At 65.3% G+C, this 25,487-nt stretch carries 28 protein-coding genes; 20 read left to right on the top strand and 8 right to left on the bottom strand.

What is annotated here, in order from left to right:
* Positions 1 to 33 precede the first annotated feature (33 nt).
* The 5 genes from ASC89_RS25390 (at position 34) to ASC89_RS25370 (ending at position 4,669) form a co-directional block, all read left to right on the top strand.
* Complete coding sequence (locus ASC89_RS25390; protein ID WP_055886383.1) at positions 34 to 993, top strand: acetyl-CoA carboxylase carboxyltransferase subunit alpha; 960 nt, start codon at positions 34 to 36, stop codon at positions 991 to 993.
* Positions 994 to 1,119: 126 nt separating this feature from the next.
* Positions 1,120 to 2,148, top strand: coding sequence for a murein L,D-transpeptidase family protein (locus ASC89_RS25385; protein WP_056003274.1), 1,029 nt, complete (start codon positions 1,120 to 1,122; stop codon positions 2,146 to 2,148).
* Positions 2,149 to 2,189: 41 nt separating this feature from the next.
* Entirely contained in the window at positions 2,190 to 2,945 is a 756-nt protein-coding gene (locus tag ASC89_RS25380; RefSeq protein WP_056003272.1) for a murein L,D-transpeptidase, read from the top strand.
* Positions 2,918 to 3,523 carry a hypothetical protein gene (locus ASC89_RS25375; RefSeq protein ID WP_056003269.1) on the top strand — a complete coding sequence of 202 codons (606 nt, stop codon included), beginning with the start codon at positions 2,918 to 2,920 and terminating at the stop codon, positions 3,521 to 3,523. Before ASC89_RS25380 ends, ASC89_RS25375 begins: the two co-directional genes overlap by 28 nt.
* A 240-nt stretch (positions 3,524 to 3,763) precedes the next feature.
* Positions 3,764 to 4,669, top strand: coding sequence for a DMT family transporter (locus ASC89_RS25370; protein WP_156384775.1), 906 nt, complete (start codon positions 3,764 to 3,766; stop codon positions 4,667 to 4,669).
* A 201-nt stretch (positions 4,670 to 4,870) separates the two neighbouring features.
* Here ASC89_RS25370 and ASC89_RS28855 read toward each other — a convergent pair whose 3' ends face one another.
* Both ASC89_RS28855 and ASC89_RS25355 read right to left on the bottom strand, forming a co-directional pair.
* On the bottom strand, positions 4,871 to 5,821 hold the full coding sequence (locus ASC89_RS28855; protein ID WP_200940488.1) for an SRPBCC domain-containing protein: 951 nt from the start codon (positions 5,819 to 5,821) through the stop codon (positions 4,871 to 4,873).
* Between the two features lie 27 nt (positions 5,822 to 5,848).
* On the bottom strand, positions 5,849 to 6,097 hold the full coding sequence (locus tag ASC89_RS25355) for a DUF1127 domain-containing protein (RefSeq protein WP_056003265.1): 249 nt from the start codon (positions 6,095 to 6,097) through the stop codon (positions 5,849 to 5,851).
* Between the two features lie 101 nt (positions 6,098 to 6,198).
* Here ASC89_RS25355 and ASC89_RS25350 point away from each other — a divergent pair, with 101 nt between their 5' ends.
* Both ASC89_RS25350 and ASC89_RS25345 read left to right on the top strand, forming a co-directional pair.
* Complete coding sequence (locus ASC89_RS25350) at positions 6,199 to 7,419, top strand: response regulator transcription factor (protein ID WP_056003262.1); 1,221 nt, start codon at positions 6,199 to 6,201, stop codon at positions 7,417 to 7,419.
* 35 nt (positions 7,420 to 7,454) lie between these two features.
* Complete coding sequence (locus tag ASC89_RS25345) at positions 7,455 to 8,099, top strand: PQQ-binding-like beta-propeller repeat protein (protein ID WP_056003259.1); 645 nt, start codon at positions 7,455 to 7,457, stop codon at positions 8,097 to 8,099.
* 36 nt (positions 8,100 to 8,135) lie between these two features.
* On the opposite strand, the gene ASC89_RS25340 is transcribed toward ASC89_RS25345, so the two are convergent.
* Positions 8,136 to 10,109, bottom strand: coding sequence for a hypothetical protein (locus tag ASC89_RS25340; protein ID WP_056003256.1), 1,974 nt, complete (start codon positions 10,107 to 10,109; stop codon positions 8,136 to 8,138).
* Between the two features lie 237 nt (positions 10,110 to 10,346).
* Positions 10,347 to 13,121, bottom strand: a complete 2,775-nt coding sequence (secA, locus tag ASC89_RS25335; protein WP_055886344.1) for a preprotein translocase subunit SecA — start codon at positions 13,119 to 13,121, stop codon at positions 10,347 to 10,349.
* 203 nt (positions 13,122 to 13,324) lie between these two features.
* Between secA and ASC89_RS25330 the strand changes: the two genes are divergently transcribed.
* Entirely contained in the window at positions 13,325 to 14,266 is a 942-nt protein-coding gene (locus ASC89_RS25330) for a peptidylprolyl isomerase (protein WP_055886341.1), read from the top strand.
* 53 nt (positions 14,267 to 14,319) lie between these two features.
* Here ASC89_RS25330 and ASC89_RS25325 read toward each other — a convergent pair whose 3' ends face one another.
* Positions 14,320 to 14,913: a TetR/AcrR family transcriptional regulator gene (locus ASC89_RS25325; protein ID WP_055886338.1), complete on the bottom strand. Its 594-nt coding sequence runs from the start codon at positions 14,911 to 14,913 to the stop codon at positions 14,320 to 14,322.
* A gap of 125 nt (positions 14,914 to 15,038) precedes the next feature.
* Between ASC89_RS25325 and ASC89_RS25320 the strand changes: the two genes are divergently transcribed.
* The 5 genes from ASC89_RS25320 (at position 15,039) to ASC89_RS29170 (ending at position 18,084) form a co-directional block, all read left to right on the top strand.
* On the top strand, positions 15,039 to 15,335 hold the full coding sequence (locus ASC89_RS25320) for a hypothetical protein (protein WP_244488555.1): 297 nt from the start codon (positions 15,039 to 15,041) through the stop codon (positions 15,333 to 15,335).
* Positions 15,336 to 15,482: 147 nt separating this feature from the next.
* A complete protein-coding gene (gene argJ, locus ASC89_RS25315; RefSeq protein ID WP_055886330.1) occupies positions 15,483 to 16,715 on the top strand; it encodes a bifunctional glutamate N-acetyltransferase/amino-acid acetyltransferase ArgJ in 1,233 nt (410 codons plus the stop codon).
* Entirely contained in the window at positions 16,715 to 17,479 is a 765-nt protein-coding gene (locus ASC89_RS25310) for an N-acetyltransferase (RefSeq protein ID WP_055886326.1), read from the top strand. Before argJ ends, ASC89_RS25310 begins: the two co-directional genes overlap by 1 nt.
* A complete protein-coding gene (locus ASC89_RS25305; RefSeq protein WP_082528513.1) occupies positions 17,476 to 17,874 on the top strand; it encodes a (deoxy)nucleoside triphosphate pyrophosphohydrolase in 399 nt (132 codons plus the stop codon). The genes ASC89_RS25310 and ASC89_RS25305 overlap by 4 nt, the downstream gene beginning before the upstream one ends.
* Positions 17,875 to 17,883: 9 nt before the next feature.
* A complete protein-coding gene (locus ASC89_RS29170) occupies positions 17,884 to 18,084 on the top strand; it encodes a Flp family type IVb pilin (protein ID WP_055886320.1) in 201 nt (66 codons plus the stop codon).
* A gap of 14 nt (positions 18,085 to 18,098) precedes the next feature.
* Here ASC89_RS29170 and ASC89_RS25295 read toward each other — a convergent pair whose 3' ends face one another.
* On the bottom strand, positions 18,099 to 18,953 hold the full coding sequence (locus ASC89_RS25295) for a hypothetical protein (RefSeq protein ID WP_055886316.1): 855 nt from the start codon (positions 18,951 to 18,953) through the stop codon (positions 18,099 to 18,101).
* A 138-nt stretch (positions 18,954 to 19,091) separates the two neighbouring features.
* Here ASC89_RS25295 and ASC89_RS25290 point away from each other — a divergent pair, with 138 nt between their 5' ends.
* From ASC89_RS25290 to ASC89_RS25265, 6 genes are all read left to right on the top strand, one after another.
* Entirely contained in the window at positions 19,092 to 19,829 is a 738-nt protein-coding gene (locus ASC89_RS25290; RefSeq protein ID WP_055887129.1) for a ComF family protein, read from the top strand.
* A gap of 33 nt (positions 19,830 to 19,862) precedes the next feature.
* Entirely contained in the window at positions 19,863 to 20,117 is a 255-nt protein-coding gene (gene grxC / locus ASC89_RS25285; RefSeq protein WP_055886312.1) for a glutaredoxin 3, read from the top strand.
* Positions 20,118 to 20,127: 10 nt separating this feature from the next.
* Positions 20,128 to 20,991, top strand: a complete 864-nt coding sequence (locus tag ASC89_RS25280; protein ID WP_055886309.1) for a carbon-nitrogen hydrolase family protein — start codon at positions 20,128 to 20,130, stop codon at positions 20,989 to 20,991.
* Positions 20,988 to 21,413 carry a DUF1178 family protein gene (locus tag ASC89_RS25275; RefSeq protein WP_055886305.1) on the top strand — a complete coding sequence of 142 codons (426 nt, stop codon included), beginning with the start codon at positions 20,988 to 20,990 and terminating at the stop codon, positions 21,411 to 21,413. Before ASC89_RS25280 ends, ASC89_RS25275 begins: the two co-directional genes overlap by 4 nt.
* 138 nt (positions 21,414 to 21,551) lie before the next feature.
* Positions 21,552 to 22,403 (top strand): aldo/keto reductase, encoded by an 852-nt coding sequence (locus ASC89_RS25270; RefSeq protein ID WP_056003253.1) that lies wholly within the window; start codon positions 21,552 to 21,554, stop codon positions 22,401 to 22,403.
* A 113-nt stretch (positions 22,404 to 22,516) separates the two neighbouring features.
* On the top strand, positions 22,517 to 22,762 hold the full coding sequence (locus ASC89_RS25265; protein ID WP_055886298.1) for a hypothetical protein: 246 nt from the start codon (positions 22,517 to 22,519) through the stop codon (positions 22,760 to 22,762).
* 89 nt (positions 22,763 to 22,851) lie between these two features.
* Here the strand turns inward: ASC89_RS25265 and ubiG are convergent, their stop codons facing one another.
* Together ubiG and ASC89_RS25255 are read right to left on the bottom strand one after the other, a co-directional pair.
* Positions 22,852 to 23,598 carry a bifunctional 2-polyprenyl-6-hydroxyphenol methylase/3-demethylubiquinol 3-O-methyltransferase UbiG gene (ubiG, locus tag ASC89_RS25260; RefSeq protein WP_055886295.1) on the bottom strand — a complete coding sequence of 249 codons (747 nt, stop codon included), beginning with the start codon at positions 23,596 to 23,598 and terminating at the stop codon, positions 22,852 to 22,854.
* A gap of 45 nt (positions 23,599 to 23,643) precedes the next feature.
* Positions 23,644 to 24,021, bottom strand: a complete 378-nt coding sequence (locus ASC89_RS25255) for a nuclear transport factor 2 family protein (RefSeq protein ID WP_055886292.1) — start codon at positions 24,019 to 24,021, stop codon at positions 23,644 to 23,646.
* Positions 24,022 to 24,154: 133 nt separating this feature from the next.
* Here ASC89_RS25255 and ASC89_RS25250 point away from each other — a divergent pair, with 133 nt between their 5' ends.
* Entirely contained in the window at positions 24,155 to 25,426 is a 1,272-nt protein-coding gene (locus tag ASC89_RS25250; RefSeq protein WP_055886287.1) for an aspartate kinase, read from the top strand.
* Positions 25,427 to 25,487: the final 61 nt, after the last annotated feature.

Genomic DNA, 25,487 nt, shown 5'->3' with positions numbered 1-25,487 from the left:
GAGTTGACGCCCTTCCTCTATCTGGCGGGTTGGATGCAGTCCTATCTCGATTTCGAAAAGCCGGTCGCCGATCTCGAAGGCAAGATCGCCGAGCTCAAATCCCTCGCCACGTCCGATCAGGCCGTGTCCATCGATGAAGAGGTGACGCGCCTCTCGGCCCGCGCCGACGAGGCGCTGGTCGATATCTACAAGAAGCTTTCCCCCTGGCAGAAGACGCAGGTGGCGCGCCATCCGCAGCGCCCGCACTTTTCCGACTACATCAAGTCGCTGATATCGGAGTGGACACCGCTGGCCGGCGACCGCAAGTTCGCCGAGGATCCGGCGCTGCAGGCCGGCTTTGGCCGCTTCAACGGGCAGCCGGTGGCGATCCTGGGGCAGGAGAAGGGCTCCAACACCGAGAGCCGCCTGAAGCACAATTTCGGCATGGCGCGGCCCGAAGGCTACCGCAAGGCGGTGCGCATCATGGACATGGCCGACCGCTTCGATATCCCCCTGGTGTCGTTCGTCGATACCGCCGGCGCGTATCCGGGCATCGGCGCCGAGGAACGCGGCCAGGCCGAGGCGATCGCGCGCTCGACCGAGCGCTGTCTGCAGCTCGGTATTCCCAACATCGCCATCATCATCGGTGAGGGCGGGTCGGGTGGCGCCATCGCCATCGCCACGGCCAATCGCGTGCTGATGCTCGAGAACGCCATCTACTCGGTGATTTCGCCCGAGCCGGGCGCCGCGATCCTGTTCCGTGACGCAGCCCGCGCCCCCGATATGGCGGCGGCGCAGAAGATCACCGCGCCCGACCTGCTCGGGCTCGGGGTGATCGACGGCATCATCCCGGAGCCGGCCGGTGGCGCGCACCGCCATCACGCAGAGGTGATGGCCTCGACCGCACGCGCCATCACCCAGTTTCTGACCGATTTCCCGGGCACACGGGGGCGACTGGAGGTCCGGGAACACAGGCGTGACAAATTCCTCGCGATCGGCACCAATTTGAGTTGATTGGCACCGAAGCAGCGGGCATGAAGCCAATAGTAAACGGGCCGTTAACCATGCCGGCTTACCACATGGTAACCGTCCGCTCGTAACCCGATTGTTCGGGCAGACAAGCATTTCGGGTAGCTGACTTTGGGCAGAACGCTCCGTTCCATCCTTCTTGTTGGCGCCGCCATCAGCGTGGCCGCGCTGCTCGCCGGCTGCGGCGGTCTGAAGCCGGGCAACGCCAAGGCGATGGCGCCCTTGAAGCAGGAGACCGTCAGCCGGCTCGCCGGTCTTGGCTCGTCGCCGGAAGCGGCGATGATGGTCCGCATCTTCAAGGAAAGCTCGGAGCTCGAGGTCTGGAAGCAGACCAGCTCCGGCGCCTTCAAGCTGTTCAAATCCTATCAGATCTGCGCCTGGTCGGGCGAACTCGGCCCGAAGGTGAAGGAAGGCGACCGCCAGTCGCCCGAGGGCTTCTACACGGTCACGCCCGGCCTGATGAACCCGAACTCGAACTACTACCTGGCCTTCAACACCGGCTTTCCCAACAAGTTCGACCGCGCCTATGGGCGCACCGGTTCGGACCTGATGGTACACGGCGATTGCTCGTCGCGTGGCTGCTACTCGATGACTGACGAGTCGATCGCCGAGATCTATGCGCTGGCGCGCGAGAGCTTCAAAGGCGGCAACGCCTCGTTCCAGCTGCAGATCTATCCGTTCCGCATGTCGGCGCAGAACCTCGCCAAGCATGCCGACAATCCGAATATGAGCTTCTGGAAGGACATCAAGGAAGGCTACGACCGCTTCGAGATCTCGAAGGCGCCGGTGTCCTGGGATGTCTGCAACAAGGAATACGTGTTCGACGTGCCAGGCGGCACAGCGCTCGATGCGCTGGGCAGCTGCCCGGTGACGGTAGCGCAGAACGTGCCGGATACGGTAAAGGCCAAGGCCGCCGCCGACGAGGCGGCGATGGCCAAGGAAGTCGCCAACCTCGCCGACAAGGCCGCCAAAGCGGCAGCCGAGGCGCAGAAGGCAGCCGACGAGAAGGCTGCGGCGAAGGCGCGTGGCGAGGCGATCGGCAGCTTCCTGGGTGGTATGTTCGGCGGTGGCGCCGAGACCGGGGTGATCGACCCGAGCAAGGTGGCGCCGATTCCGCTGCCGCGCCTGCATCGAGCGTAGACGGTCATCTTGCGATGCGGTCCCGTCGCTCCCATGTTGGCATGGCCATCGCGATCGGGGTCCTGCTCCTCTCGGCGGCGCTGGTTGGGCGCTTCGTGCTCACCGAACGAACGGGAGATCGCGACATCGCCACCGAGCGCGTCTATGACCGCACGCAGTTCGTCGCCGAGCTGACGGCAGCCGGGTTTGCGCTCGGCGACAGGGCGTATGTCCGCATCTTCAAGCGCGAGCACAAGCTGGAGCTGTGGCTGCAGCGCGCCGGCGGGCGCTATGCGCTGTTCCGCGACTATGACATCTGCAAATTCTCGGGCGATCTCGGGCCCAAGCTCAAGGAAGGCGACAAGCAGTCACCGGAGGGCTTCTACCGGGTGGCGCAGAGCCAGCTGAACCCCAATTCGCGCCATCACCTCAGCTTCAACCTCGGTTTTCCCAATGCTTTCGACCGGCAGCTTGGCCGCACCGGCTCGGCGCTGATGGTGCATGGCGGCTGCTCCTCGATCGGCTGCTACGCCATCACCGATCCAAACGTCGACGAGGTCTATGCGGTGGTCGAAGCTGCGCTGAGCCATGGTCAGGACGCCGTCGACGTGCACGTCTTCCCGTTCCGCATGACGGCCATGGCGCTGGCCGCCGAGGGCGGTAACACCTGGGCGCCGTTCTGGCGTAATCTCAAGGCCGGCCACGACCTGTTCGAGGCGGTGGGCACCCCGCCCAGGGTGGCAGCCTGCCGGGGCGAATATCGCTTTGGCGCAGACGCGGAGGGGCCGGAATGCGCCGTTATCGCCGCCTGGTCCTGATCGACCGGCTGATCCCGTTCCTCGCCGCCATCGTCGGCTTGGTGGCGCTGGCCGGGGCGGTCGCCGTGCAGCTCAATACCGACATGAAGACCAAGGCGGTGACCGAGGCGGTGGTGGCTTTGCGCAGCTCGGTAGATGAGCTCGCCAAGCGTGCCGAGGCCGCGGCGGCGCCCGTCGACGACGGCACCGCGGCGGGCCTCTTGGCCCTGCAGGACCGGATGGTGAAGCTCGAGGGCGAGTGGACGGCGCAACAGGCTGCTGTCGCGGCGGCCCCCGCCGCTCTGCCCGGCGCCCCGGACGCAAGCACCGAGACCGCCGAGATCGACCCGAACCTGCCGACCACCGACTGCATCCCGCTCGGTACCCGCTTCATGGTGACGCCGGGTGAGAGCTATCCGATCTGCCAGTCAAAGGCGGTGATAAAGACCGGCCTGATCACGGCCGATACGGTCACCATGGATGGCGTCGGCCAGGTGGTCGAGACCGGTTTCGGCACCATTGCCGGCACCAGCTGCACGGTGATGGTGTTCTCGGCCGACGAGGCTGGTTTTGCCGAGGTGCGGGTGACCTGCACCTGACGGTGGAGGAGCAGCGTTCCCGCGGTGCGATGCTTCCACACCCACCGCGTGTCATCCCTGCGAAAGCAGGGACCCATCTCACTACCCGCACCAGCGGATAGTTGGGTCCCAGCTTTCGCTGGGATGACACCGAGTTTGGGGAGCTGCAGCGCCCCCGCTCAAAGTTTGCCGGTGCATGCAATGTGTTGACCCGCTAGAGCTAGCGCGGGCATTTGCCTCTGCTGCCACTCCGAGTCCCTCGTGTCCTCACCTGCCGCCACGTCCGCGCATCAGTCCGCCTCGCTCAAGGGCATGGCGCTTGGCATTTTCGCCTACACGCTGTTCTCGGTGCACGATGCACTGGTGAAGGCGGTGATCCATGCGCTGCCGGTGGTGCAGATCCTGTTCGTGCGCAGCCTGGTCATCGTCGTGATCTGCCTCGTCATCGGGCGACGGAAGCTGGTGCTGGAGCTGATCCGCTCGGGCAACAAGCCGATGCTGCTGCTGCGCGCCATCCTGACGCTGGCGGCCTGGTGCATGTACTATTCGGCCGGGCGCGAGTTGCAGCTCGCCGAGATGACGACGCTCTACTATTTCGCGCCGGTGCTGACGATCATCCTGGCGGTGATCTTCCTCAAAGAGCAACTGACGCTGGCGCGGGTCGGCGCCTCGGCGATCGGGTTTTTCGGCGTACTGATCGCCTGCAATCCGGCCGGGCTGAGCTTCGGCATTCCAGCGCTGATGGTGCTGGGCGCGGCGTTCTTCTGGTCGGTGGCGATGATCCTGATGCGCACCATCTCGAAATCCGAGAGCTCGATGGTGCTGATCTTCTCGCTCAACCTGTTCTACACGCTGGTGATGGGGCTGGCCTCGATCCCGTTCTGGACCGACATGGACCCGCTGCAGATCGCCATCGTGGTCGCCACTGGCATCGTCGGCGGCACGGCGCAATATGTGCTGGTGGAATCGGCGCGCCTGGTGCCGGCGAGTGTGCTCGGCACGGTCGAGTATTTCGCGCTGATCTGGAGCTTCGTCTTCGGCTTCCTGTTCTGGGGCGAACAGCCGGCCGAAGTGGTGTTCCTCGGCGCCGCGCTAGTGATCGTCGCGGGGCTGGTGCTCGCCTGGAGCGAGCGGCGGCCGCGACGGCAAGTGGTGGATACGCCTTAGGGGGCACCCTCTGCTGAACCCTCTAACGCTGGTGCGGGCTGCCCCCCACCCCTGTCCCCTCCCCCGCAAGGGGGAGGGAGACCCTCACACGACCCCTTCAGTTTGCGTCTCCCTCCCCCTTGCGGGGAGGGATTAAGGGTGGGGGTCAGTCAACCACCGGGCAGCCGTTTGACTCGTCGCAACATCGAACAGTGTCGCTTCTCACACAGCCGGCGCGGCCAGCTCGATCAGTTCGGTCTTGCCGCTCTGGATCAGCTGCTTGAGGCTGCCCTGGATCAGCGAGGTCCAGGCGTCCGAGCAGGTGTCATAGCACTCGACCGAGGGGGCGATGCCCTCGTGGGTGAACACCACCTCGGTCTTGCCGTCCTTCAAGCCGATGTCGAAGATGATGGTGGTGCCGACCCACTCGGTCTTGTCTTCGACAAAGCTCAGCGTGCCCTCGACTACCTGCCAGGCGACCCGCTTGTTGGGTACCAGTTCGGTCACGACTTGCTTGGAATAGTGGAAGTCCTGGTAGCGGTAGCTGAACACGTCGCCGAGCTTTTTGGTGCCGCCCTCGAACTCGCCGCTCCACCAGGCGCGTGGATCGGTGATGGCGGCGAAGGCCGCTTCGGGGCTCTGGTCCACCGTGAACGCGGTGGTGAAGCTGGTCTCGTTCATGGCGTGGTCTCCGTGGTTGGGAAGCGTGGGCTCGGCGGCAGTGATGGCAGCGCCGACATTGGGCTGGCCGCTGCCCGAGGTGATGAGGGCCTTGAGACTGCCGCGAATATAGGTGCCCCAGGCATCGTGGCAGACGTCGTAGCACTCGTAGTCGGGCACCAGGCCGACATGGGTGAAGGTCAACCGCGCGCCCTCGCCGACCGGCTCGATATCGAAGGCGATGGTGGTGCCGATCCACTCGGTCTTGTCGGCGGTGAAGCTGAAATGGTTGTCGAGCACGCGCCAGGCGACGCGCTGGTTCGGCAGCCACTCGACGACCTTGAGGGTGCAGCGGTGCAGGTCCCTGGCGTGGTAGAACCAGACATCGCCGAGCATGGCGGTGCTGCCCTCGACGTCCTCAGACCACCAGCCGCGCACATTGTTGATGGCGGCGAAGACCGCTTCAGGACTTTGTTTGACGGTGATGGTGGTGGTGTAGTGCTTGTCTTGCATTGCAGTTCTCCTGGCGTGAGGGGTGGGTCAGCTGGCGTTGCGCTGGCGGATGCGGGCCCAGAGCCGGCGGGCGTCGCCGTCGAGGGCGTCCTCGACATCGGCCCGGTCGAGGCCGATATCGGCGAGCTGGAAGGCGTCGAGGGTGGCGAGCCTGAGGACAGTCCGGCGGCGGGCCCGCCAGGTGGCGAGCCGCAGGGCCAGTTTCATCAGGCCGCGGGTGACGCTGCTTTGGCGGGACTTGTCTGCAGCGATTTCATAGAGTTCGAGGGTGGTCATGGCTGATCTCCCGTTGTTGGAGGGGTTGCGTTCCTCGTCGGTGAACGGAACCTAGGCGCGGGGCAGATCGGGGTGAGAGTGACAAGTGTGACGGGATTTGAATGGACTCGCTGATCACCGCCGCAGCGCGGGCGCTCGGGGCCGGTGATCCGCTTGGCGCGCTGAAGCGCGTGGCGCTGCGCGACGACGCGCCGGCGCTGGCGTTGCGCGGCATCGCCATGGCGCAACTGGGCGATCTCGAGCGGGCCAAAGCGCTGCTCAAGGCAGCGGGCAAGGCATTTCATGCCCGTGAGGCGGTGGCGCGGGCCCGCTGTGTGGTGGCCGAGGCGGAGATCGCGCTGGTGTCGCGCGACCTCTCCTGGCAGCCCGAAGCGCTGGCAACAGCGCAACGCGAGCTGGAGGCTCAGGGCGATCGGGCCAACGCCGCGCATGCCGCCAACCTCGCAGCGCGCCGGCTGCTGCTGATCGGGCGGGTGGACGAGGCCGAGCGGATCCTGGCGCAGCTCGACCTGCAGCAGCTGCCGCCGGCGAGCGTTGCCGTGCACCAGCTGGTTACCGCCGGCATCGCCATGCGGCGGGTGCAGACCGAGCCGGCGCATGCCGCGTTCGATCGGGCGCTGGGGGCGGCACAGCAGGCCGGCATCCACTCGCTGGTGGCCGAGATCGAGGCCGATGCCCGGGTGCTGAACGAGCCGGCAGCGCGGCTGATTGGGGGCGGCGGCGAACGGGCCCTTACCCTCGCCGGTGTCGAACAGGTGCTGGCGTCGGGCGCCCTGGTGGTCGACGCGACGCGCAATGTGGTTCGGCAGGCGGGGGTGGTCGTTCACCTTGCAACGCGCCCGGTGCTGTTTGCGCTGCTGCGCGCGCTGGCTGAAGCGTGGCCCAGGGACGTGTCGCGAGCCCAGCTGGTCGCCGAGGCATTCCGCGGCAAGGAAGCGGACGAATCGCACCGCGCCCGGCTGCGGGTGGAAATGGGGCGGTTGCGGTCCGAGTTGGTCGGGATCGCCGAGATCAACGCCACCATGGCCGGCTTCACACTTGCCCCCGTCGCGGCGCGCGAGGTCGTGGTGCTGGCGCCGCCGGTGGAAGATCAGCATGCCGGGGTGTTGGCGCTCCTGGCGGACGGCGAGGCGTGGGCGAGTTCGGCGCTCGCCCTGGCGCTCGGCACCAGCCCGCGCACCGTGCAGCGGGCATTGGAGCAGCTGGCCGAGGCCGGCAAGGTGCAGTCGTTCGGCCGCGGGCGGGCGCTGCGCTGGATCACTCCGCCGGTGCCGGGTTTCCCGACGGCTTTGTTACTCCCGGGTCCCCTGCCGGGCGACTAGGTGTTCACTCGAAGCGATAGTGAGAGGTCAGTCCGATGAAGCATGCGCATGCCGAGATTGTTCGCGAATACGGTCCGTTCCCCGGGGTGGACTCGGTGGCCGGGGTCACCTTCGATGGCACCAACGTGTGGTTCGCCTCGGGCGACCGGATCAATGCCTTCGACCCCGAAAGCGGCGAAGCGGTGCGGAGCATCGATGTCGCGGCGCATGCCGGCACCACGTTCGACGGCGAGCACCTCTACCAGCTCGCCGAAGACGTGATCCAGAAGATCGATCCGCAGAGCGGGCAGGTGGTCAAGACCATTCCGTCGCCGGGCGGCGGCTCCGGCCTTGCCTGGGCCGAGGGTTCGCTCTGGGTCGGGCAGTATCGCAGCAAGCAGATCCTGCAGGTTGATCCCGAAACCGGCGCAGTGCTCCGCACCATCAATTCCAACCGCTTCGTCACCGGGGTGACCTGGGTCGAGGGCGAACTCTGGCATGCGACGCTCGAGGATGGGCAGAGCGAGATCAGGCGCGTCGATCCGCAATCGGGCGAAGTGCTGGAACAACTCGACATGCCGCCTGGCAAAGGCGTCTCCGGCCTCGAGTCTGATGGCGGCGACCGCTTCTATTGCGGCGGCAATAATGTCGGGACAGTGCGGGCGGTGCGGCGTCCGAAGCGGGAAGCGGCAACGGTCTGACGCTCGGTGGCTGTTTCGGCGCGCAACTGAGCCGGACTACTGCCGGTGATACATATCCCGCAGTGCCGCGGCGGCCCGATGCGCCGGCAGCTTCGATAGTTCCTGCATCGCGGCGATTGCTGCGAGGCAGTATGTGCCGTGCTCGCTCTGGTCGACCTGATCCAGCGGCCTTGCAAACACGTCAAGCTGCTCCGGTGTAACGGTAGTTTGCATGGCTGCGGCTACATCCGCCCAGATTGCATCGAGGTAGGCCCGATTGACGAATGTGGCCGTGCCGGAGCTGCGGATGATCCGTTCATTGAGCGCAACCTCACGGGCCGTGAGGTCCGCGGGGACGTAGTTGCTCAAGTTGATGGAGCGCGTGCCTGATGCATAGTGGAAGCAAGCGGTCGGGTCGACTTTCAGCAATGCATCGTACTCGGCAGCAGCAAGTGCCGCATACTCGACCAGTGTATCGTCGCTTGCCCCGGAAAGCCGACTCCTTACGACCTCGCCGATGATGCCGCTGACCCGGCTGGCCATCGTGTCCTCGTCGATCCACCCTTCGGCGAGGTCGAGTCCAAGTGCATAGATATCGGCCGCGCGGTCCGGGGCGTGGGTATCGATAGCTTCGTAGACGCCGGAGATGGCGACAAAGGTCTCGCGGACCGAGGCAAGCGACGCTTCAGGGGTAAAGCCATCAGGAAGCGCGGCCACCTTCGAAGCCTCACCGACGATAACGCCGGCCTGCCGAAGCTCGGCCTGAGTCGGATACCACATCTTTTCTGGTGGGACCTGTAAGGCGCGGTCGAGAAACTCCGGCGACAGGCCCGCCGACTGATACAGCTTGGCCCATTCGGCGTTGGCCGCCTGAAGATCTGCTGCGGTCACCCCGGGAAAATAGCTGCCGTGAAACCCCAGCAATCCGCGAAGCCCGACCAGCCGATTGCGCCCCGCAACGAAAATCAGCGTGCACGCCGATGAACATTCGTCGGACACGAAGGTGTCGAGGCCGCGGCTACGAACCAGATCGAACACCTTTTCGGCCTCGGCCACCCGCCCGCCGGGGCTGCTGAGCAACAGGCCGGCGATGTTGGGAGCCGCCTTGAGCAGCGTCTCCACCTGGCCCGCGAGTCCGTACTTGATGCCGCCGCTGAGTAGCAGGATACGAGCATCGTCGGAGATCCGCAGCGTCGCATCCGGAATGTCCGGATCGTTCTGGAAGACGATGCGGGAGAGTTCGGTAAACTGTGGGAGGCCGGTGTTGGCGAAGCTGGCGCCGAACTGCAGGACGCCGATCACCGCCATGAACTGCGCGGCCCGGGCCCAGAACGCGCTCCGGTGCAGTTTGAACTGCTCCTCGGCGCGCCGCGCGGCCGACCGCCAAAGCCCGACGATCTGCCAGACCAGCAGCACAACGAGGATCGCCCAGGTGACCGCCAACAACACGAGGATCCCGGCGGGTTCGTAGCCATCATTCGGCGTGAAGGTGGTGGTGAGGATGATGACGGCCAGGATGCCGCAGACGTTGGTGGCAAAGCTGATCAGCCAATAGGACACCGGAAGCGAGAGTTCGCCGCGCCAGTGCCGGGCGATGAAGTTCTGAGCCTTGCGTCGTGTCGGGGGAGCCGGTTGTGCCGGATATTCGGCGCGCACCGACAGGGCGATCTCTTCCTCGAGCTCCATCTCGGCTGCCAGCGCCGATTGCTCGGGCTCGGCAGGTTCCGAGTGCATCGGCGGTTCGCGCCTCAACTCCGGCGGCGCCGATGCTGCCGCACGCGACAGGCGCAGGCGCTCCAGGATGAAGTAGGCGGGCACCGAGGTCACAAAGTAGAACGCCCAGGTCGACAGGATCGATTGGCCGGGCGACGAGTTAGTGAAGCCGGCAAGGAGGATGACCGCCAGCAACCCCGATGCGTCGGCGGTCGAGTATGGCAGCCGGAACAGCTTGTGAATGACCCAGCCAAACAAGCCGCCGAAGAAAACGCAGCCGATTACACCGCCGAGCAGCGCGCCGACCAGATACGCCATCGATCCCCCCAAACTACAACAGTGCCGCGTGTCGAAGGGCCAGGCCCCGTGCCAAGATCAGCGCAGCACAAAATCGCGCTGCCCTGCAACGCGATCTTGATCGCCGACGCTACTGTTGCGGCTTTTGGGTTTGCAAGCGCTGACTTGGCGTCGTGCCCGCCTATTCCAGTGGGCAAAAGAAACCGGCCGGTCCCGTAAGGAACCGGCCGGTTGGCTGTTCAGGAGTTTGCAGCAGCGTCAGAACGCGCCGTGGCAGTGTTTGAACTTCTTTCCCGAGCCGCAGGGGCAGGGGGCGTTGCGGGAGACGCCGACCAGCAGCTTGGGGTCGATGGGTCTGAGGGCCGGATCGGCCTCGATCACGCCGGCACCGGCAGCAGCGCCAGCGGCGGCGAAGGCCGCCAGCGACGGGGTGGGCCCGAGGGCGCGCGGCATGGTGCCGGTGATGTCGTCATCGGCGTCATTCTCGCCGGTGGTCGGGTCGATGTGGATTTCGTCGAGCCCGTCGAAGTTCGGCAGCGGCGGCGTGGGCTGGCGCATCTGGATTTCGACGTGGCTGAGCTGGGTGGTCACCAGTTCGCGCAGGCTCGCCAGCAACTGCTCGAACAGCTCGAAGGCCTCGCGCTTGTACTCGTTCAGCGGGTCGCGCTGTGCGAGGCCGCGCCAGCCGACCACCTTCGAAAGGTGGTCGAGGGTCACGAGATGCTCGCGCCACAGCCCGTCGATCGACTGCAAGAGGATCGACTTTTCGACCTGGCGCATGATGTCGGGCGAGTAGCGGGCCACCTTGGCGGCAGCGGACTCGTCGGCGATCTTGGTGATGCGCTCGCGCACCGCTTCGACGTCGATGCCTTCCTCGTGCGTCCACGCCTCAACCGGCAGGTCGACATTGAGGTAGGTTTTGCCGGCTGCGACCAGCTGCTCGACCTGCCACTGCTCGGGGTAGGCGCGCTCCGGAATGGCCTTCGAAATGATGTCGTCCACCACCTGGTGGCGCATCTCGTTGACGGTCTCGGCGACGTCCTCGCTGTCCATCAGTTCGAGACGTTCGGTGAAGATCGCCTTGCGCTGATCGTTCATCACGTCGTCGTACTTGAGGATGTTCTTGCGGATGTCGAAGTTGCGGGCTTCGACGCGGGCCTGGGCGCGCTCGATGGCCTTGGTCACCCACGGGTGGGTGATCGATTCACCCTGCTCGAGCCCAAGCTTGCTCAGCATCGAATCCATCGACTCGACCGGGAAGATGCGCATCAGGTCGTCCTGCAAGCTCAGGAAGAACTTGGAGTGGCCCGGGTCGCCCTGGCGACCGGCGCGGCCGCGCAGCTGATTGTCAATGCGGCGGCTTTCGTGCCGCTCGGTGCCGATGATGTAGAGGCCGCCGGCGGCCAGCACCTTGGCCTTGTCCTCGGCGATGGTGCGCTTGATCTCGGCGATCTTGGCGTCGCGCTCGGCGCCTTCGAGGCCCGCAGCCTCCTTCTCGATGCGCATCTCGAGGTTGCCGCCGAGCTGGATGTCGGTACCGCGGCCGGCCATGTTGGTGGCAATGGTGACGGCGCCGGAAACACCGGCATCGGCGACGATCTGCGCTTCCTGCTCGTGGTGGCGGGCGTTCAGCACCGCGATGTCCTTGATGCCCTTGCCGCGGAGGATCTCCGCCAGCATCTCGGACTTCTCGATCGAGGTGGTGCCCACGAGGATCGGCTGGCCGCGACCACGCGCATCGGCGATCAGGTTGGCGATTTCGTCGAACTTCTCCGCCGCGGTACGGAAGATGGCGTCGTCCTCGTCCTTGCGCTTGACGGCCACGTTGGTCGGGATCGAGGTGACGGTGAGGCCGTAGATATCGCCGAATTCCTCGGCTTCGGTGGCCGCCGTGCCGGTCATGCCGGCCAGCTTCTTGTAGAGGCGGAAATAGTTCTGGAAGGTGATCGAGGCCAGCGTCTGGTTCTCGGCCTGGATCTTGACGTGTTCCTTGGCTTCCAGCGCCTGGTGCAGGCCTTCCGAATAGCGGCGGCCCGGCATCATTCGCCCGGTGAACTCGTCGATGATCACCACTTCGTCGTTGCGGACGATGTAGTCCTTCTCGCGCTGGAACATCTTGTGGGCGCGCAAAGCCGAGTTGAGGTGGTGCACCAGCGCCACGTTCTCGATGTCGTAGAGGTTCTCGCCCTTGAGCTGCCCGTTCTCGACCAGAGCGGCCTCGAGCTTCTCGATGCCCTGATCGGTGAAAGTGGCGGAACGCTGCTTCTCGTCGATTTCGAAATCGCCTTCGCCGAGCAGCGGGATCAGCGTGTCGGCCATCTCGTAGAGCGAGGAGCGGTCGGCCGAGGGGCCGGAAATGATAAGCGGGGTGCGCGCTTCGTCGATGAGGATCGAGTCCACTTCGTCGACGATGGCGTATTCGTGGCCGCGCTGCACCATCTGGTCGCGGCTGTATTTCATGTTGTCGCGCAGGTAGTCGAAGCCGAACTCGTTATTGGTGCCGTAGGTGATGTCGGCGGCGTAGTTGGCCTTGCGCTCGGCGTCGTCGAGACCATGCACGATGATGCCGGTGGTCATGCCGAGGAAGCGGTAGATCTGGCCCATCCAGTTGAGGTCGCGACGCACCAGATAGTCGTTGACGGTGACGAGGTGCACGCCCTTGCCGGGCAGCGCGTTGAGGTAGACCGCCAGCGTCGCCACCAGGGTCTTGCCTTCACCGGTCTTCATTTCGGCGATCGAGCGGTTGTTCAGCACCATGCCGCCGATCAGCTGTACGTCGAAGTGGCGCATGCCGAGCACGCGTTTGGACGCTTCACGGACGGTGGCGAAGGCGGGCTCGAGAATATCGTCGAGGCTTTTGCCAGCCGCGAGCTGATCGCGGAACTCCTGGGTCTTGGCCTTCAGCTGCTCGTCGGTGAGCTTTTCGAACTCCGGCTCCAGCGCGTTGATCGCGGCAACCCTCGGGAGGTACTTCTTCACCTGCCGATCGTTCGCCGAACCGAAGATCGCCTTGGCGATTGCAGCCAGTACCATTCGTGTCGTCCTTTGATTGTTCAGGGCCGGGTGGCGCTAAGGCGCTTCATCTCATCCGGCAGGCGGCGGGTCCTCACCCGTCAACACTCTTTGAAGTGGTGCGACATGTAAGAGCGGGTGTTTTGCTTGTCAACGGAACGCAAATGGGCCAAACCTCGCCGGCCGCGGGCCGGGGGCTCTGCGCCATCCGAGGAGAATTCCCAATGAATGTCCATGCCCCGCGGGGTTTCCATAAAGTTCTGAAGACCCTGGCCGGTGCGCTGCTGCTCGGCACAGCGCTTGGCTTCGCCCCCGTCGCCGCCCTTGCGCAGGATGCCGCTGCCCCGGCCGCAGCCGCCCCCGCGGCGCCCGAGACGGTGGTCGCGACCATCGGCGACCAGACCATTACCGAGGCAGACCTGGCGTTTGCTGCCGAAGACCTGCAGCAGGAACTGCAGCAGGTGCCGCCCGAGGAGCGTCGCGCCTTCCTCGTCACCGTGCTGATTGACATGAAAGTGATGGCCAAGGCGGCCAAAGCTGCCGGCATGGCCGATACCGACCTGTTCAAGCGCCGCCTGCAGTATCTCGAAGAGCGCTCGCTGCGCCGCGACTACTTCACCCAGAAGGTTGCGACCGCGGTGACCGAGGAATCGGTGAAGACGGCCTACGACCAGCTGGTGAAGGACTTCAAGCCGGTCGAGGAAGTGCACGCCCGTCACATCCTCGTTGCCACCGAAGAGGAGGCCAAGGCGGTCAAGGCCGAGCTCGACGGCGGCAAGCCGTTCGAAGTGCTGGCCATGGAGAAGACCACCGACCCCTCCGGCAAGCAGAACGGCGGCGACCTTGGCTTCTTTTCCAAGGGCATGATGGTGCCGGAGTTCGAGGCCGTGGCCTTCACGCTCGAGCCGGGCAAGATTTCGGATCCGGTGCAGAGCCAGTTCGGCTGGCACATCATCAAGGTCGAGGAGAAGCGCATGAGCTCGCCTCCGCCGATCGAGCAGGTGCAGCAGCAGCTGGGCCAGCAGGTGATGTTCAAGGCGTTCGACGAGGCGGTCGCAGCGCTGAAGAAGGACGCCAAGCTCGACATCCCCGACGCGGCGCTCGCCGCAGCGGTCAAGAAGCAGGCCGAACCGGCCGCCGAAGGCGCTGCCGGCACCGCACCGTAACAGCTTCGGCCAGATACGAGACGATCAGAACCCCGGCCTCGGCCGGGGTTCTGTCATTTGACGAGGCCGCGGACCAGGATCGAGGTGACCTTGTCGATGATGTCGGCCTGGTCGGCGAGCCGGTCGGTCAGCAACAGTTTCCAGGCATAGGCCGACATCAGGTCGGAGGCGGCGAGGCTGTCGGCATCGGCCCGCATTTCGCCGCGTGCCTTGGCGCGCTCGAACATGCCAGCCGTGTGCTGCGTGCGCTCGATCGAATAGGCCTGCAGCGCCTCGGCGGCCTTGTCGTCGGCCTGGGCTTCGGCGATCAGCGACTTGTAGACCCCGCCGGTATTGCCGGACCAGAAGCGCACCAGCTCGGTCAGAAAGCTGCGAATGTCGCCTTCGAGCGTCCCGGTATCCGGATCGGGCATGCGCGAACTCTTGAGCCGCGTATAGACGTCGAGCAGCAGGTGCGCCTTGGATGGCCACCAGCGGTAAATAGTGGGTTTGCCGGCACGGGCCCGCCGCGCCACGGCTTCAATCGAAAAGCCGGCGTAACCGGCCTCGCAGAAGATTTCCTCGGCCGCGGCCAGGATCGCCTCGTGGCTGTCCGGGTTGCGGGCGGCTCCGATGGATCTGCGCGACTGGCTCTCGATGCTGGACATGGTTCTCACTGAAGCCCCCACGGAGGTGCATGGCTGGGATACACGAAATAGCTGCTCGAATCCACTTGAACGTTACGTTCCGTTTCGTTATGTAACGAGCCGTACCGTTCATATGGGGTCTGGAAATGTCCATTCAATCTGCTGTCTCTGCCGCACCCGCCACTGCCACCGTGGCTGCACCTGCCAAGCCCGCCCGCCCGTCGCTGGCGGCCCGCACCCGCATGGCATTGCTGGTGCTCGTTGCCGTCTACCCTGTGATCACCGGGATCATCTATCTGGTGGCGCCGTTCACCGAGGGCTGGCCGGTGTGGGAGCGTAACTTTGTCGTCGCGCCGCTGATGGTGATCGCCATGGTTTACTTCATCATCCCGGGCATTCAGTCGCGTTTCGGCCGTTTCATCGCGACGGGCCGGCTGGCTTGAGTTTGATGCCCTGGCGAACCCGACAAGTTCGCAATCCCGCCTCTGCGGGGACACGCATTCGAAAGCGCTATGAGCAAATGAACGACTTGCTTCACAGCAAGGCTTGAGGCAAACGGATGGGCCTATTGTCGCCGCATAGGACGCAACATGGCCCATCCCGTTTCTCCCCTCGCGCCCAAGACTTACCCGGAACTGCCGGATGTCGCGGGAGTTCGGTTTGCGACGGCCGAGGCCGGGATCAAATACAAGAATCGCACTGACGTTCTGCTCGTCTCGATGGACGAGGGAACTGTTGTTGCCGGTGTGCTGACCCGTTCGAAGTGTCCTTCGGCGGCTGTTGACTGGTGCCGACAGAATCTCGGGGGCGGCAAGGCCCGCGCGCTGCTGGTGAATTCGGGCAACGCCAATGCCTTTACCGGCCAGAAGGGCAAGGCTTCGGTCTCCCTCTCAGCCGATATCGTTTCGAAGGCGCTGGGCGTTGCGCCCGATGAGATCTTCCTCGCCTCCACCGGCGTCATCGGCGAGCCGCTCGATGCGCAGAAATTTGCCGGCGTCACCTCCGAGATGGCGACCCGCCTGGCGCCCGGTCCGTGGATGGATGCCGCCAAGGCGATCATGACCACCGACACTTTCGCCAAGGTGGCGACCGCCACCGTCGAGTTCGATGGCGTGCCGGTGGTGATCTCGGGCATCGCCAAAGGGTCGGGGATGATCGCGCCCGACATGGCGACGATGCTGAGCTTCGTATTCACCGATGCACCGATCGCGGCGGGTGTGTTGCAGGGCCTGCTGCAGCCTGCAATCGACACGAGCTTCAACGCCGTGACCGTCGACAGCGACACCTCGACGTCCGACACTTGCCTCGTCTTCGCCACCGGCAAGGCTGGCATCCCCGCCATCAGTTCGGCCTCCGACCCCCGCGCTGAGGTGTTCGCCGAGGCGCTGGCCGACGTGCTGCACGAGCTTGCCATCCATGTGGTGCGCGACGGCGAAGGCGCGACCAAGATGGTGAGCGTCACCGTCGAGGGCGCCGAGAGCGACAAGAGCGCGTTCCGTATCGCGCAGTCGATCGCCAACTCACCGCTGGTCAAGACTGCCATTGCCGGCGAGGACGCCAACTGGGGCCGCATCGTCATGGCGGTGGGCAAGGCCGGCGAGCCGGCCGACCGGGACCGGCTCGAGATCAGCTTCGGCGATATCCGCGTCGCCACCCAGGGCGAGCGCGACCCCGCCTATAACGAGGCGGCGACCAGCGCTTACATGAAGAATGAAGAGATCGAGGTGCGGGTCGGGCTCGGGCTCGGAGCCGGCACGGCAACCGTCTATACCTGCGATCTGACGCACGGCTACATCACCATCAACGGCGATTACAGGTCCTGATGGTTCCACTCAGCGTCAGTCAGATCGAAGGCGCCACTCTTACGGCATGGCCGGCGCTGCGGCAGGCGCAGGATGGGCTGTGGCTGTGGCGCTATGCCCAGGGCTATACCAAGCGCGCCAATTCGATCCATTGCCTCGATCCGAGCGACGGCGGCTATGCCGAGCTGCGCCTGATGCGGCTCGCCGAACTGTCGAAGCGCCACCGCATCCCGCCGGTGTTCAGGGTGACCCCGCTCACCGCACCAGAGATCGTCGAAGTGCTCGATGGGCTGTTGTGGGAGGAATTCGAGCCGAGCCTGGTCATGGCGATGGAAATGCCGGACGAGGATTTCCCGCTCGATTTCCAGGCCCGCTATTTTGAGCCGACCGATCCGCAATGGATCAGGGCACAGGCGCAGATGTCGGGCTATGACCAGCCGACGATCGACGTGGCGAGCGAGATCCTCGGGCATATCGCCTGCGAGGCTCGCGGTGTGCTGGTCTATCACAAGGCCGGCCTTCCGGTGGCGGCGGCGCTGGCGGCGGTCGCGAGTGGCATCGGCATCTATCTCAATGTCGTCACCCACCCCAATGCGCGCGGCATGGGCTATGGCCGGGCAGTGATGGGCGCGGCGCTCAACTGGGTGCGCTCGAAGGGCGCCACCCATTCGGCCATCCAGGTGCTGGCCAGTAATACCCCGGCACTCAACCTTTATGGCTCGCTCGGCTTCGGTGAAGTCTACCCCTACAGCTACCGGCGCGCCCCGGATTGGGGCCGCGGGTGAAGATCCAGCTCGTCGTCGCCTGCGCGCTGATCGATGCCGACCGGCGGGTGCTGATCGCCCAGCGACCGGAAGGCAAGCAGCTGGCGGGATTGTGGGAGTTCCCCGGCGGCAAGCTCGAGCCGGGGGAAAGTCCAGAGGCGGCATTGATCCGCGAACTGGAAGAAGAACTCGGTATTTCCACCCAGAGCGCGTGCCTTGCTCCGTTAAGCTTTGCGTCTCACTCTTACGAAAGCTTTCATCTTCTGATGCCACTTTACGTCTGTCGTAAGTGGCAAGGAGTGCCGCAGGCTCGCGAACACACCGCCCTGAAGTGGGTGCGCCCGCAGCAGCTGCGCGATTACCCGATGCCTCCGGCCGACGAACCGCTGATCGCTCCGCTCTGCGATCTGCTCTGAGGGTGGGCGATGAGGGGTGTTTGCCGTCAGATCAGACGCTTCGTCGCCGATGACGGCGGAGCGACGGCAATCGAATATGGACTGGTTGCCGGATTGATAGCAATTGGGGCGCTTGTCGCCATGTCCCTGACCGGCGAGAGCGTCATTTCGTTGTTCGACTTCGTGTCGGGCCGCACCATTGAACAGCTCGACAATATCAACGACATCTGAGGCGTAACCACCCGCTAGCCGTTCCCCAGTACGTCCTTGAGCCGCACCGTGGCGCTGCCGGGGCGCAGCGGCTTTTGCTGGTTCTCGTGCGGGGCCCAGCCGCTGAGCCAGATGATTTCCAGCGTTGCCCGTACCCGGCCGTCCGGGTCGCCCGCGAGTTCGGCATAGGCGGCGCCGGCAGCGGCGATCAGGGTCCTGGTCGCCATGCGGCCGGGCCGGTCGGCCAGCGGGTTCTGCGCACCGAGTGCCTTGAGCTCGCGCATCAGCCGCAGCAGGTCGCCATAGCGGATCGGATAGGTCTCGAGGTCGGTAACCGGCAGGGCATAGCCCGAGCGTTGCAGCAGGCCGCCGGCATCGGCCAGCGGGATGAATGGCGCGACCCGGGCGAAGGCGCCACCGGAGGTTTCGGCGTCGGCGCGCAGGAACGCCTGGCGCAGCTCGGTCAGGCTGTCGCCGCCGAGCGCCGCGGCGATCATCAGTCCGTCAGGCCGGAGGTGAGCGCGGATGCGCGCGAGGAAGCCCGGTACGTCGTTGATCACCTGCAGGTCGAACAGCGAGACGACCAGGTCGTAACCCTCACGCGGCAGCAGCAATGCCTCGGGATCGACCAGCGGCGCATCGGGCGAGCCGAGTACTGTCGAGACGCGCTCGAAGGCGAAGGCGCCGCTGGCCGAGCGGCCCATCAGTGGTAGCCGCGCGCCATCCGGCGCCATGATCAGCGCCTGCTCGAAATCGCGCGACACGGTAATGAGCCGCGAGGCCAGGTCATCGAGCGCCAGCTGGGTGACGAAATCGTCCGGCTCGGCCGGCCGCCGCGACAAGTGCTCTGCGATCAGCGTGCGGTCGAAAACCTTCGGGGGCAGGGCCATTCGTCGATCCGCACTGAGTTCGAGTTTGGTTTGGTCACGGGATCGAGCCGGAAAGGTCTCGCCACTTCTCCGGTTCCCGCTTTAGACTGCGGCGTTATGGAATTGGGGCAGGGCAAAGTCAAAGCGGGATCGGCGGCCATGGCGCGGCTGGGTGGCGCATTGCTCGATCTGGTCTATCCGCCGACCTGCCTCGATTGCGGGGCGCCGACCGCCGCACACGCGGCGCTCTGTCCGCGCTGCTTTGCCAGCCTCCGGCCGATTACCCGGCCCTGGTGCCCGGTGCTGGGCCTGCCGTTCGAGGTCTCGATCGGCCCCGATGCCCGCTCGGCCGAGGCCATCGCCGATCCACCGCCCTTCGATCGGGCGCGGTCCGCCGTGCTCTATAACGAGGTGGCGCGCGCTATCGTCAGCCGGCTCAAGTATGGCGACAGGCCGGAACTGGCCGGGTTCTGCGCCCGGCTGATGCACCCGGCTGGGGCAGAGTTCTGGGCGGAAGGACCGGTCCTCGTGCCGGTGCCGCTCCATCGCTGGCGCCAGTTCGAGCGCCGCTACAACCAATCGACTGAACTGGCCCGGGCGCTGGCGCGCCTTACTGGACTTTCCGTCGATACCGGGCTCGTCGCCCGCAGCCGCCGCACGCGGCAGCAGGTCGGGCTTTCCAACGATGCGCGTCAACGCAACGTCGCCGGCGCCTTCACCGCACATGCCGAAGCGCTGCGCCGGCTCAAGGGGCGCGGCGTGGTGCTGGTCGACGACGTCATCACCACCGGCTCGACCGTCAAAGCCATCACCCGTGAGCTGAAGCGGGCCGGAGTGATCAAAATCGATGTGATCTCGTTCGCACGCGTTGTGACGGGCGCGGAACTCCCCATATAGAAGTCAACAAACCCCAGCGTTTTTGTAGGCGAGATGAAGAAGGTAGAAATCTATACGACCCAGTGGTGCCCCTATTGCCATGCAGCCAAGTCGCTGCTGGACGAAAAGGGCGTGAGCTACGAGGAGGTCGATGCCGACGACCCCGACGTCCGCATGGCAATGGTGCAGCGCGCCAATGGCCGCCGCACCGTGCCGCAGATCTTCGTGGGCGAAACCCATGTCGGTGGCTATGACGACATGGCGGCGCTCGACCGCCGCGGCCAGCTCGACCCGCTGCTCACCAATTAGGACTGGCTGAATGCGCGTCGCCGCCCTGCAGATGAATTCCGGCACCCAGCCCGGCCCCAACCTCGACCAGCTCGAGCGGTTGGCCAGCGAGGCGGCGAGGCAGGGCGCGACCTATTTGCTGTCGCCGGAAGTCTCGGTGGTGTTCGCCGAGAATCGTGACGGGCTCAAAGCCGTCGCCGGGCCGTGGGAGACTAACCCGGCGATTGCCCGGATTGGCGATATCGCGAAACGGCTCGGCGTGAGCCTCCATCTCGGCTCGCTCGCCGTGGCGCTGCCCGACGGGCGCTTTGCCAACCGTTCGGTGCTGTTCCGTCCCGACGGCGCGATCGCCGCCACCTATGACAAGATCCACCTGTTCGACGCGACGCTCCCCGGGCTCAGGAATTATCGCGAGAGCGAGACCTATGCCGGCGGCGATGCCGCGGTGATGAGCGAAGCGCCGGGTTTCCCGCTCGGCATGACCATCTGCTACGACCTGCGTTTTCCGGCGCTGCACCGGGCGCTGGCGGAAGCCGGGGCCAAGGTGATTTCGGTGCCGGCCGCCTTCACCGTTCCGACCGGCGAAGCGCATTGGGAAGTGCTGCTCAGGGCCCGCGCCATCGAGACCGGCTCATGGGTGATCGCGGCGGCGCAGGCCGGCACGCACGAGAATGGCCGTTCCACCTGGGGCCATTCGATGATTATCGACCCCTGGGGCCGGATCGTCAGCGAGCTCGGTGGCGACGGTCCGGGGATCGCCATCGCTGATATCGAGCTATCAGCGGTGGATGACGCCCGCGGCAAGGTTCCAGCGCTTGCCAACGCACGCCGGTTTTCGCTAACGCTCAGCGCTTCGGGCCCCACGGTATTCGCCCGAGAGGACGTGTCGGCGTGATCAGCTATTCCCTCATCTGTGACAGATCCCACAAGTTCGACGCCTGGTTCAAAAGCGCCGAGGCCTATGACGAGCAGGCGGCGCGCGGCATCGTCACCTGTCCGATCTGCAATTCGGTGAAGGTGGACAAGGCGCTGATGGCGCCGGCGGTGTCGCGGATGAACTCCGACAAGCTGTCGCTGTCGAGCGGTCATCCGCAGCAGGCCGAGATTCGTGAAATGCTGCGCGTGATGCGCAAGAAGGTCACCAGCGAGGCCGACTATGTCGGCGACAAGTTCGCCGAGGAAGCCCGCAAGATCCACTTCAAGGAAGCCGACCCGCGCGGCATCTATGGCGAAGCGACCCGTGATGAAGTGGCCGAGCTGATCGACGACGGCGTCGATTTCCTGCCGCTGCCGCATGTGCCGGACGAAGCGAACTAGCGCGCCGTTCGACCTCGAAAGTGCGACAGCTCAAGGATTTGGCCGTCAACTGCTCCTAAGGGCAGGATTGATCGGCAAGTGCCGATGGATGCAGTCTTGGGACCTCCTTCCCAGCAGACTCCCCCGGAGATTTCCTACATGTCTACTCCCGACGCTGCCCTTTCGGGCACGTTCGCCATTGGCGGCGACCTCATCGTAAATCGCCTCGGCTTCGGCGCCATGCGCGTCACCGGTCCCGGCATCTGGGGCGAGCCCGATGACCCGGAGGAAGCGCGACGCACGCTGCGGCGCGTGCCCGAACTCGGCATCAACTTCATCGACACCGCCGAAAGCTATGGTCCCTATGTCAGCGAGCAGCTGATCGGCGAGGAACTGGCGCCTTATGGCAGGGGCACTGTCGTCGCCACCAAATCCGGCCTTACCCGACATGGGCCCGGCTCCTGGCCAATCCTCGGCCGTCCGGAGTTTCTCAAGCAAGGCGTGCTGATGAGCCTGCGCCGGCTCAAGCTCGACCGGCTCGAGCTGTGGCAGTTGCACCGGATCGACCCGACAATCCCGCGCGACGAGCAGTTCGACGCCATTGCCGGCTTCATTGCCGATGGCCTCGTGCGCCACGCCGGCCTCAGCGAAGTGACGGTCGAGGAAATCGAGGCGGCGCGGCGGTTCTTCCCGGTGGCCACGGTGCAGAACCGCTACAACCCGACGGCGCGCGGCAGCGATGCGGTGCTGGACTATTGCGAAGCCAACGGCATCGGCTTCATCCCGTGGGCGCCGCTCGGCGGCGAGCGGGGGCCGGGTGCGGCCGAGCAGGCGATCGCCGGAAAGTATGGCGCGACACCGAGCCAGATCGCACTCGCCTGGGCGCTGAAGCGCTCACCGGTGATGCTGCCGATCCCCGGAACCGGAAAGGTGAAGCACCTCGAGGAGAACACCGCGGCGGCCGCGATCGTGCTCAGCGACGAGGATTTTGCGACGCTCAACCAGCGCTGAATGCGCTTCAGCCTCCTGAACGGCGCCTGACACGCGCCGTTCAGTCATGGTTCAAGCCCGCCGACGCAGATTGGCCTCCACAAACGGCGCTTCCGGGCGCCAAGGAGGATAGAATGCACCATTCCACCCTGACCCCCGCGGTCACCGCCACCGGCGGCGCCATCCGCGCCGTGATGAGCGAGGCCGCGTCGGCAGCGCTGAAGGCGCTGAAGCCGTTCGATGTCGCCATCGAAGACGCGCTCGACCGCAGCTACGGCGCCGGCCGCTGGTTTCTCTACTGGGATGAAGACCTCTCGGGCCACCCGATCCGCGGCACCATCACGCTGGCGTTCGGCCGCGATACGCTGGTGATCGGCTGAGTCTTTGATTTGGTCGCGCTTTCGATCCCCGGATCAAGTCCGAGGAGGAAAAGTCTGCAACTTTTCCTGAAAACGCTCCAGGCGCCGCTTCAGGCGGGCTTTGCCGCCAGCACCATGTAGTTGACGCCCAGATCGCGGCTCGGCCGCCATTCGTCGGCCAGCGGATGGAACACGACGCCGGTCTTGTCGATGATCTTCAGGCCGTTGCGGACGCAGAGCGCCGAGATCTCATCCGGCGTCAGGAATTTCGAGAAATCGTGGGTGCCCCTGGGCAGCCAGCCCAGCACATATTCGGCCCCGACGATCGCCAGCGCGTAGGCACGCGGCGTGCGGTTGATGGTGGCGGTGAACATCAACCCACCGGGCTTTACCAGGCTCGCGCAGCTCTTCATGTAGAGCGGCACATTGTCGACGTGCTCCACCACTTCCATGTTCAGCACCACGTCGAACCGTTCGCCCGAGGCATCGAGCGCCTCCGCCGTCACGGCGCGATAGTCGATCTCTAGCCCCGACTGCTGGGCGTGCAGTTCCGCGATGCGGATGTTCTTTTCGCCGGCATCGATCCCCACCATCGTCGCGCCGAGCCGCGCCAGCGGTTCGCTCAACAGCCCGCCGCCGCAACCGATATCGAGGATGCGCACCCCATCGAGCGGGCGGCGCACGGTGCCGTCCTTGCCAAAATGGGCGATCACCTTGTCGCGCACATAGCCCAGCCGCACCGGGTTGAATTTGTGCAGCGGCTTGAACTTGCCCTTGGGGTCCCACCACTCGTCGGCCATGGCGGCAAACTTGGCGATCTCGTCGGGATTGATGGTGGTGTCGGTCATGTCAGATATATCCGCCGCTCGGGCCCCGGCTGCAAGGGGACGCTTCGGCGCAGGCTAGTGCCGCGGCTCAGAGCCGTGGAACAGCTCCCAGCACCAATCATCACCCTCGGCGACGAGGACGGCGGCAAGTCGATAGGGCAGGCGGTCCAAACCGCCGGCCCGCGCTATTACCGCATGACCTTCGGCGAAGAGCCAGACGCGTGCCGCGTCGCCACGGCTGTCGAGCTCAGGAAAATCCCATGAAACCGTGTAATCCCTTGCGTGGATGCTGGCGAACAGTGCGGCGATGGCCCCCCGGCCACGGGCGATTTCGCCCATCCCGGAGCCAACAAGCAGCGCATGGGGCACAAAAAGGTCCGCAATTGCTGGGTCCCTGTCGCGCATGCGCCGACTGATCGTCTCCAGCGCCTGCCGTGCAATCTCGATAGTCATCGGTTCGGCCTCCAGCCTGCCTAGCTATAGGTGACGTCCCCGCAGTTGATAACCCCGGCTGTTTGTGGCATGTCCCCGGCCGAATTCTGAGCGTACCGGCGGGTTCAGCCGGGCAACAGTCGGGGTAGGGGCCTTGGGCCGTATCGTAGTCAAGTTCGGCGGCACCTCGGTCGCCTCGGTCGAGCGCATCCGTCAGGCGGCGCTGCATGTGAAGCGTGAAGTCGACGCCGGCAACCAGGTCGCCGTGGTGGTCTCGGCCATGTCGGGCAAGACCAACGAGTTGGTCGGCTGGGTCAACGACGCGTCGAAACTCCACGATGCGCGCGAGTATGACGCCGTGGTCGCCTCGGGCGAGCAGGTGACGGCCGGGCTGATGGCGGTGGTGCTGAGCGAGATGGGCATCCCGTCGCGCTCGTTCCAGGGCTGGCAGGTGCCGATCAAGACCGACGACGCGCATGGCGCGGCCCGCATCGTCGAGATCGACCCGACCGAACTCGAAAAGCGCTTCGCCGATGGCGTGGTGCCTGTCATCACCGGCTTCCAGGGTGTTGCGCCGTCGGGCCGGGTGACGACGCTGGGCCGTGGCGGTTCCGATACCAGTGCGGTGGCAGTCGCCGCCGCGGTGAAGGCCGATCGCTGCGACATCTACACCGATGTCGATGGGGTCTACACCACCGACCCGCGCATCACCCCCAAGGCCAAGCGGCTTTCGAAGATCTCGTTCGAAGAGATGCTGGAGATGGCCTCGCTCGGCGCCAAGGTGCTGATGATCCGCTCGGTCGAGATGGCGATGGCGCATAAGGTGCGCCTCACCGTCCGTTCCACTTTCGACGATCCGAATGCGCCGCAGATCGCGCCGGACGGCACGCCGGGGGTTCCCGGCACAATCGTATGCGATGAGGAAGAGATCATGGAAAAGCAGATCGTTTCGGGCGTTACCCTGGCACGGGCCGAATCCAAGATCACGCTGCGCGACGTCAAGGACCGGCCGGGCGTTGCCGCGGCGATCTTCGGCGCGCTCAGTGACGAATCCATTGTCGTCGACATGATCGTCCAGAACGTTTCCGAGGATGGCTCGACCACCGACATCACCTTCACCGTGCCCGATGCCGAGCACGACAAGGCGGTCAAGGCGCTGAAGGCTGCCGGCGAGGCCGGGCGCTTCGAGTATCGCACGCTGACCAGCGCCAAGGGCGGCGCCAAGGTCTCGGTGGTGGGGGTGGGCATGCGCAACCATGCGGGCGTTGCCGCCTCGATGTTCAAGGCGCTGGCCGACAAGTCGATCAACATCCAGCTGATCACCACTTCGGAAATCAAGACCTCAGTGCTGATCGATGACGAGTATGCCGAACTTGCGGTTCGCGCGCTCCATACGTATTACGGGTTGGACAAGCAGGACGCCTGAGACGCCTAGACCCCGGTCACGGCGCCGCTGGCGATAGGGCGGCGCCGGGCCGCCGGGCGGG

The sequence above is a fragment of the Devosia sp. Root413D1 genome (assembly GCF_001425235.1).
GTDB lineage: Bacteria > Pseudomonadota > Alphaproteobacteria > Rhizobiales > Devosiaceae > Devosia_A.
This window is presented reverse-complemented; position numbering and strand designations above follow the sequence as displayed.

What these genes read in the sequence shown, in the direction of transcription:
- ASC89_RS25390 (WP_055886383.1), top strand. Translation starts at nt 34, where the DNA reads ATGCAGTCCTATCTCGATTTCGAAAAGCCGGTCGCCGATCTCGAAGGC.
- ASC89_RS25380 (WP_056003272.1), top strand. Translation starts at nt 2,190, where the DNA reads ATGGCCATCGCGATCGGGGTCCTGCTCCTCTCGGCGGCGCTGGTTGGG.
- ASC89_RS25375 (WP_056003269.1), top strand. Translation starts at nt 2,918, where the DNA reads ATGCGCCGTTATCGCCGCCTGGTCCTGATCGACCGGCTGATCCCGTTC.
- ASC89_RS28855 (WP_200940488.1), bottom strand. Translation starts at nt 5,821, where the DNA reads ATGCAAGACAAGCACTACACCACCACCATCACCGTCAAACAAAGTCCT.
- ASC89_RS25355 (WP_056003265.1), bottom strand. Translation starts at nt 6,097, where the DNA reads ATGACCACCCTCGAACTCTATGAAATCGCTGCAGACAAGTCCCGCCAA.
- ASC89_RS25350 (WP_056003262.1), top strand. Translation starts at nt 6,199, where the DNA reads ATGGACTCGCTGATCACCGCCGCAGCGCGGGCGCTCGGGGCCGGTGAT.
- ASC89_RS25345 (WP_056003259.1), top strand. Translation starts at nt 7,455, where the DNA reads ATGAAGCATGCGCATGCCGAGATTGTTCGCGAATACGGTCCGTTCCCC.
- ASC89_RS25340 (WP_056003256.1), bottom strand. Translation starts at nt 10,109, where the DNA reads ATGGCGTATCTGGTCGGCGCGCTGCTCGGCGGTGTAATCGGCTGCGTT.
- secA (WP_055886344.1), bottom strand. Translation starts at nt 13,121, where the DNA reads ATGGTACTGGCTGCAATCGCCAAGGCGATCTTCGGTTCGGCGAACGAT.
- ASC89_RS25330 (WP_055886341.1), top strand. Translation starts at nt 13,325, where the DNA reads ATGAATGTCCATGCCCCGCGGGGTTTCCATAAAGTTCTGAAGACCCTG.
- ASC89_RS25325 (WP_055886338.1), bottom strand. Translation starts at nt 14,913, where the DNA reads ATGTCCAGCATCGAGAGCCAGTCGCGCAGATCCATCGGAGCCGCCCGC.
- ASC89_RS25320 (WP_244488555.1), top strand. Translation starts at nt 15,039, where the DNA reads ATGTCCATTCAATCTGCTGTCTCTGCCGCACCCGCCACTGCCACCGTG.
- argJ (WP_055886330.1), top strand. Translation starts at nt 15,483, where the DNA reads ATGGCCCATCCCGTTTCTCCCCTCGCGCCCAAGACTTACCCGGAACTG.
- ASC89_RS25310 (WP_055886326.1), top strand. Translation starts at nt 16,715, where the DNA reads ATGGTTCCACTCAGCGTCAGTCAGATCGAAGGCGCCACTCTTACGGCA.
- ASC89_RS29170 (WP_055886320.1), top strand. Translation starts at nt 17,884, where the DNA reads ATGAGGGGTGTTTGCCGTCAGATCAGACGCTTCGTCGCCGATGACGGC.
- ASC89_RS25295 (WP_055886316.1), bottom strand. Translation starts at nt 18,953, where the DNA reads ATGGCCCTGCCCCCGAAGGTTTTCGACCGCACGCTGATCGCAGAGCAC.
- ASC89_RS25290 (WP_055887129.1), top strand. Translation starts at nt 19,092, where the DNA reads ATGGCGCGGCTGGGTGGCGCATTGCTCGATCTGGTCTATCCGCCGACC.
- grxC (WP_055886312.1), top strand. Translation starts at nt 19,863, where the DNA reads ATGAAGAAGGTAGAAATCTATACGACCCAGTGGTGCCCCTATTGCCAT.
- ASC89_RS25280 (WP_055886309.1), top strand. Translation starts at nt 20,128, where the DNA reads ATGCGCGTCGCCGCCCTGCAGATGAATTCCGGCACCCAGCCCGGCCCC.
- ASC89_RS25270 (WP_056003253.1), top strand. Translation starts at nt 21,552, where the DNA reads ATGTCTACTCCCGACGCTGCCCTTTCGGGCACGTTCGCCATTGGCGGC.
- ASC89_RS25265 (WP_055886298.1), top strand. Translation starts at nt 22,517, where the DNA reads ATGCACCATTCCACCCTGACCCCCGCGGTCACCGCCACCGGCGGCGCC.
- ASC89_RS25255 (WP_055886292.1), bottom strand. Translation starts at nt 24,021, where the DNA reads ATGACTATCGAGATTGCACGGCAGGCGCTGGAGACGATCAGTCGGCGC.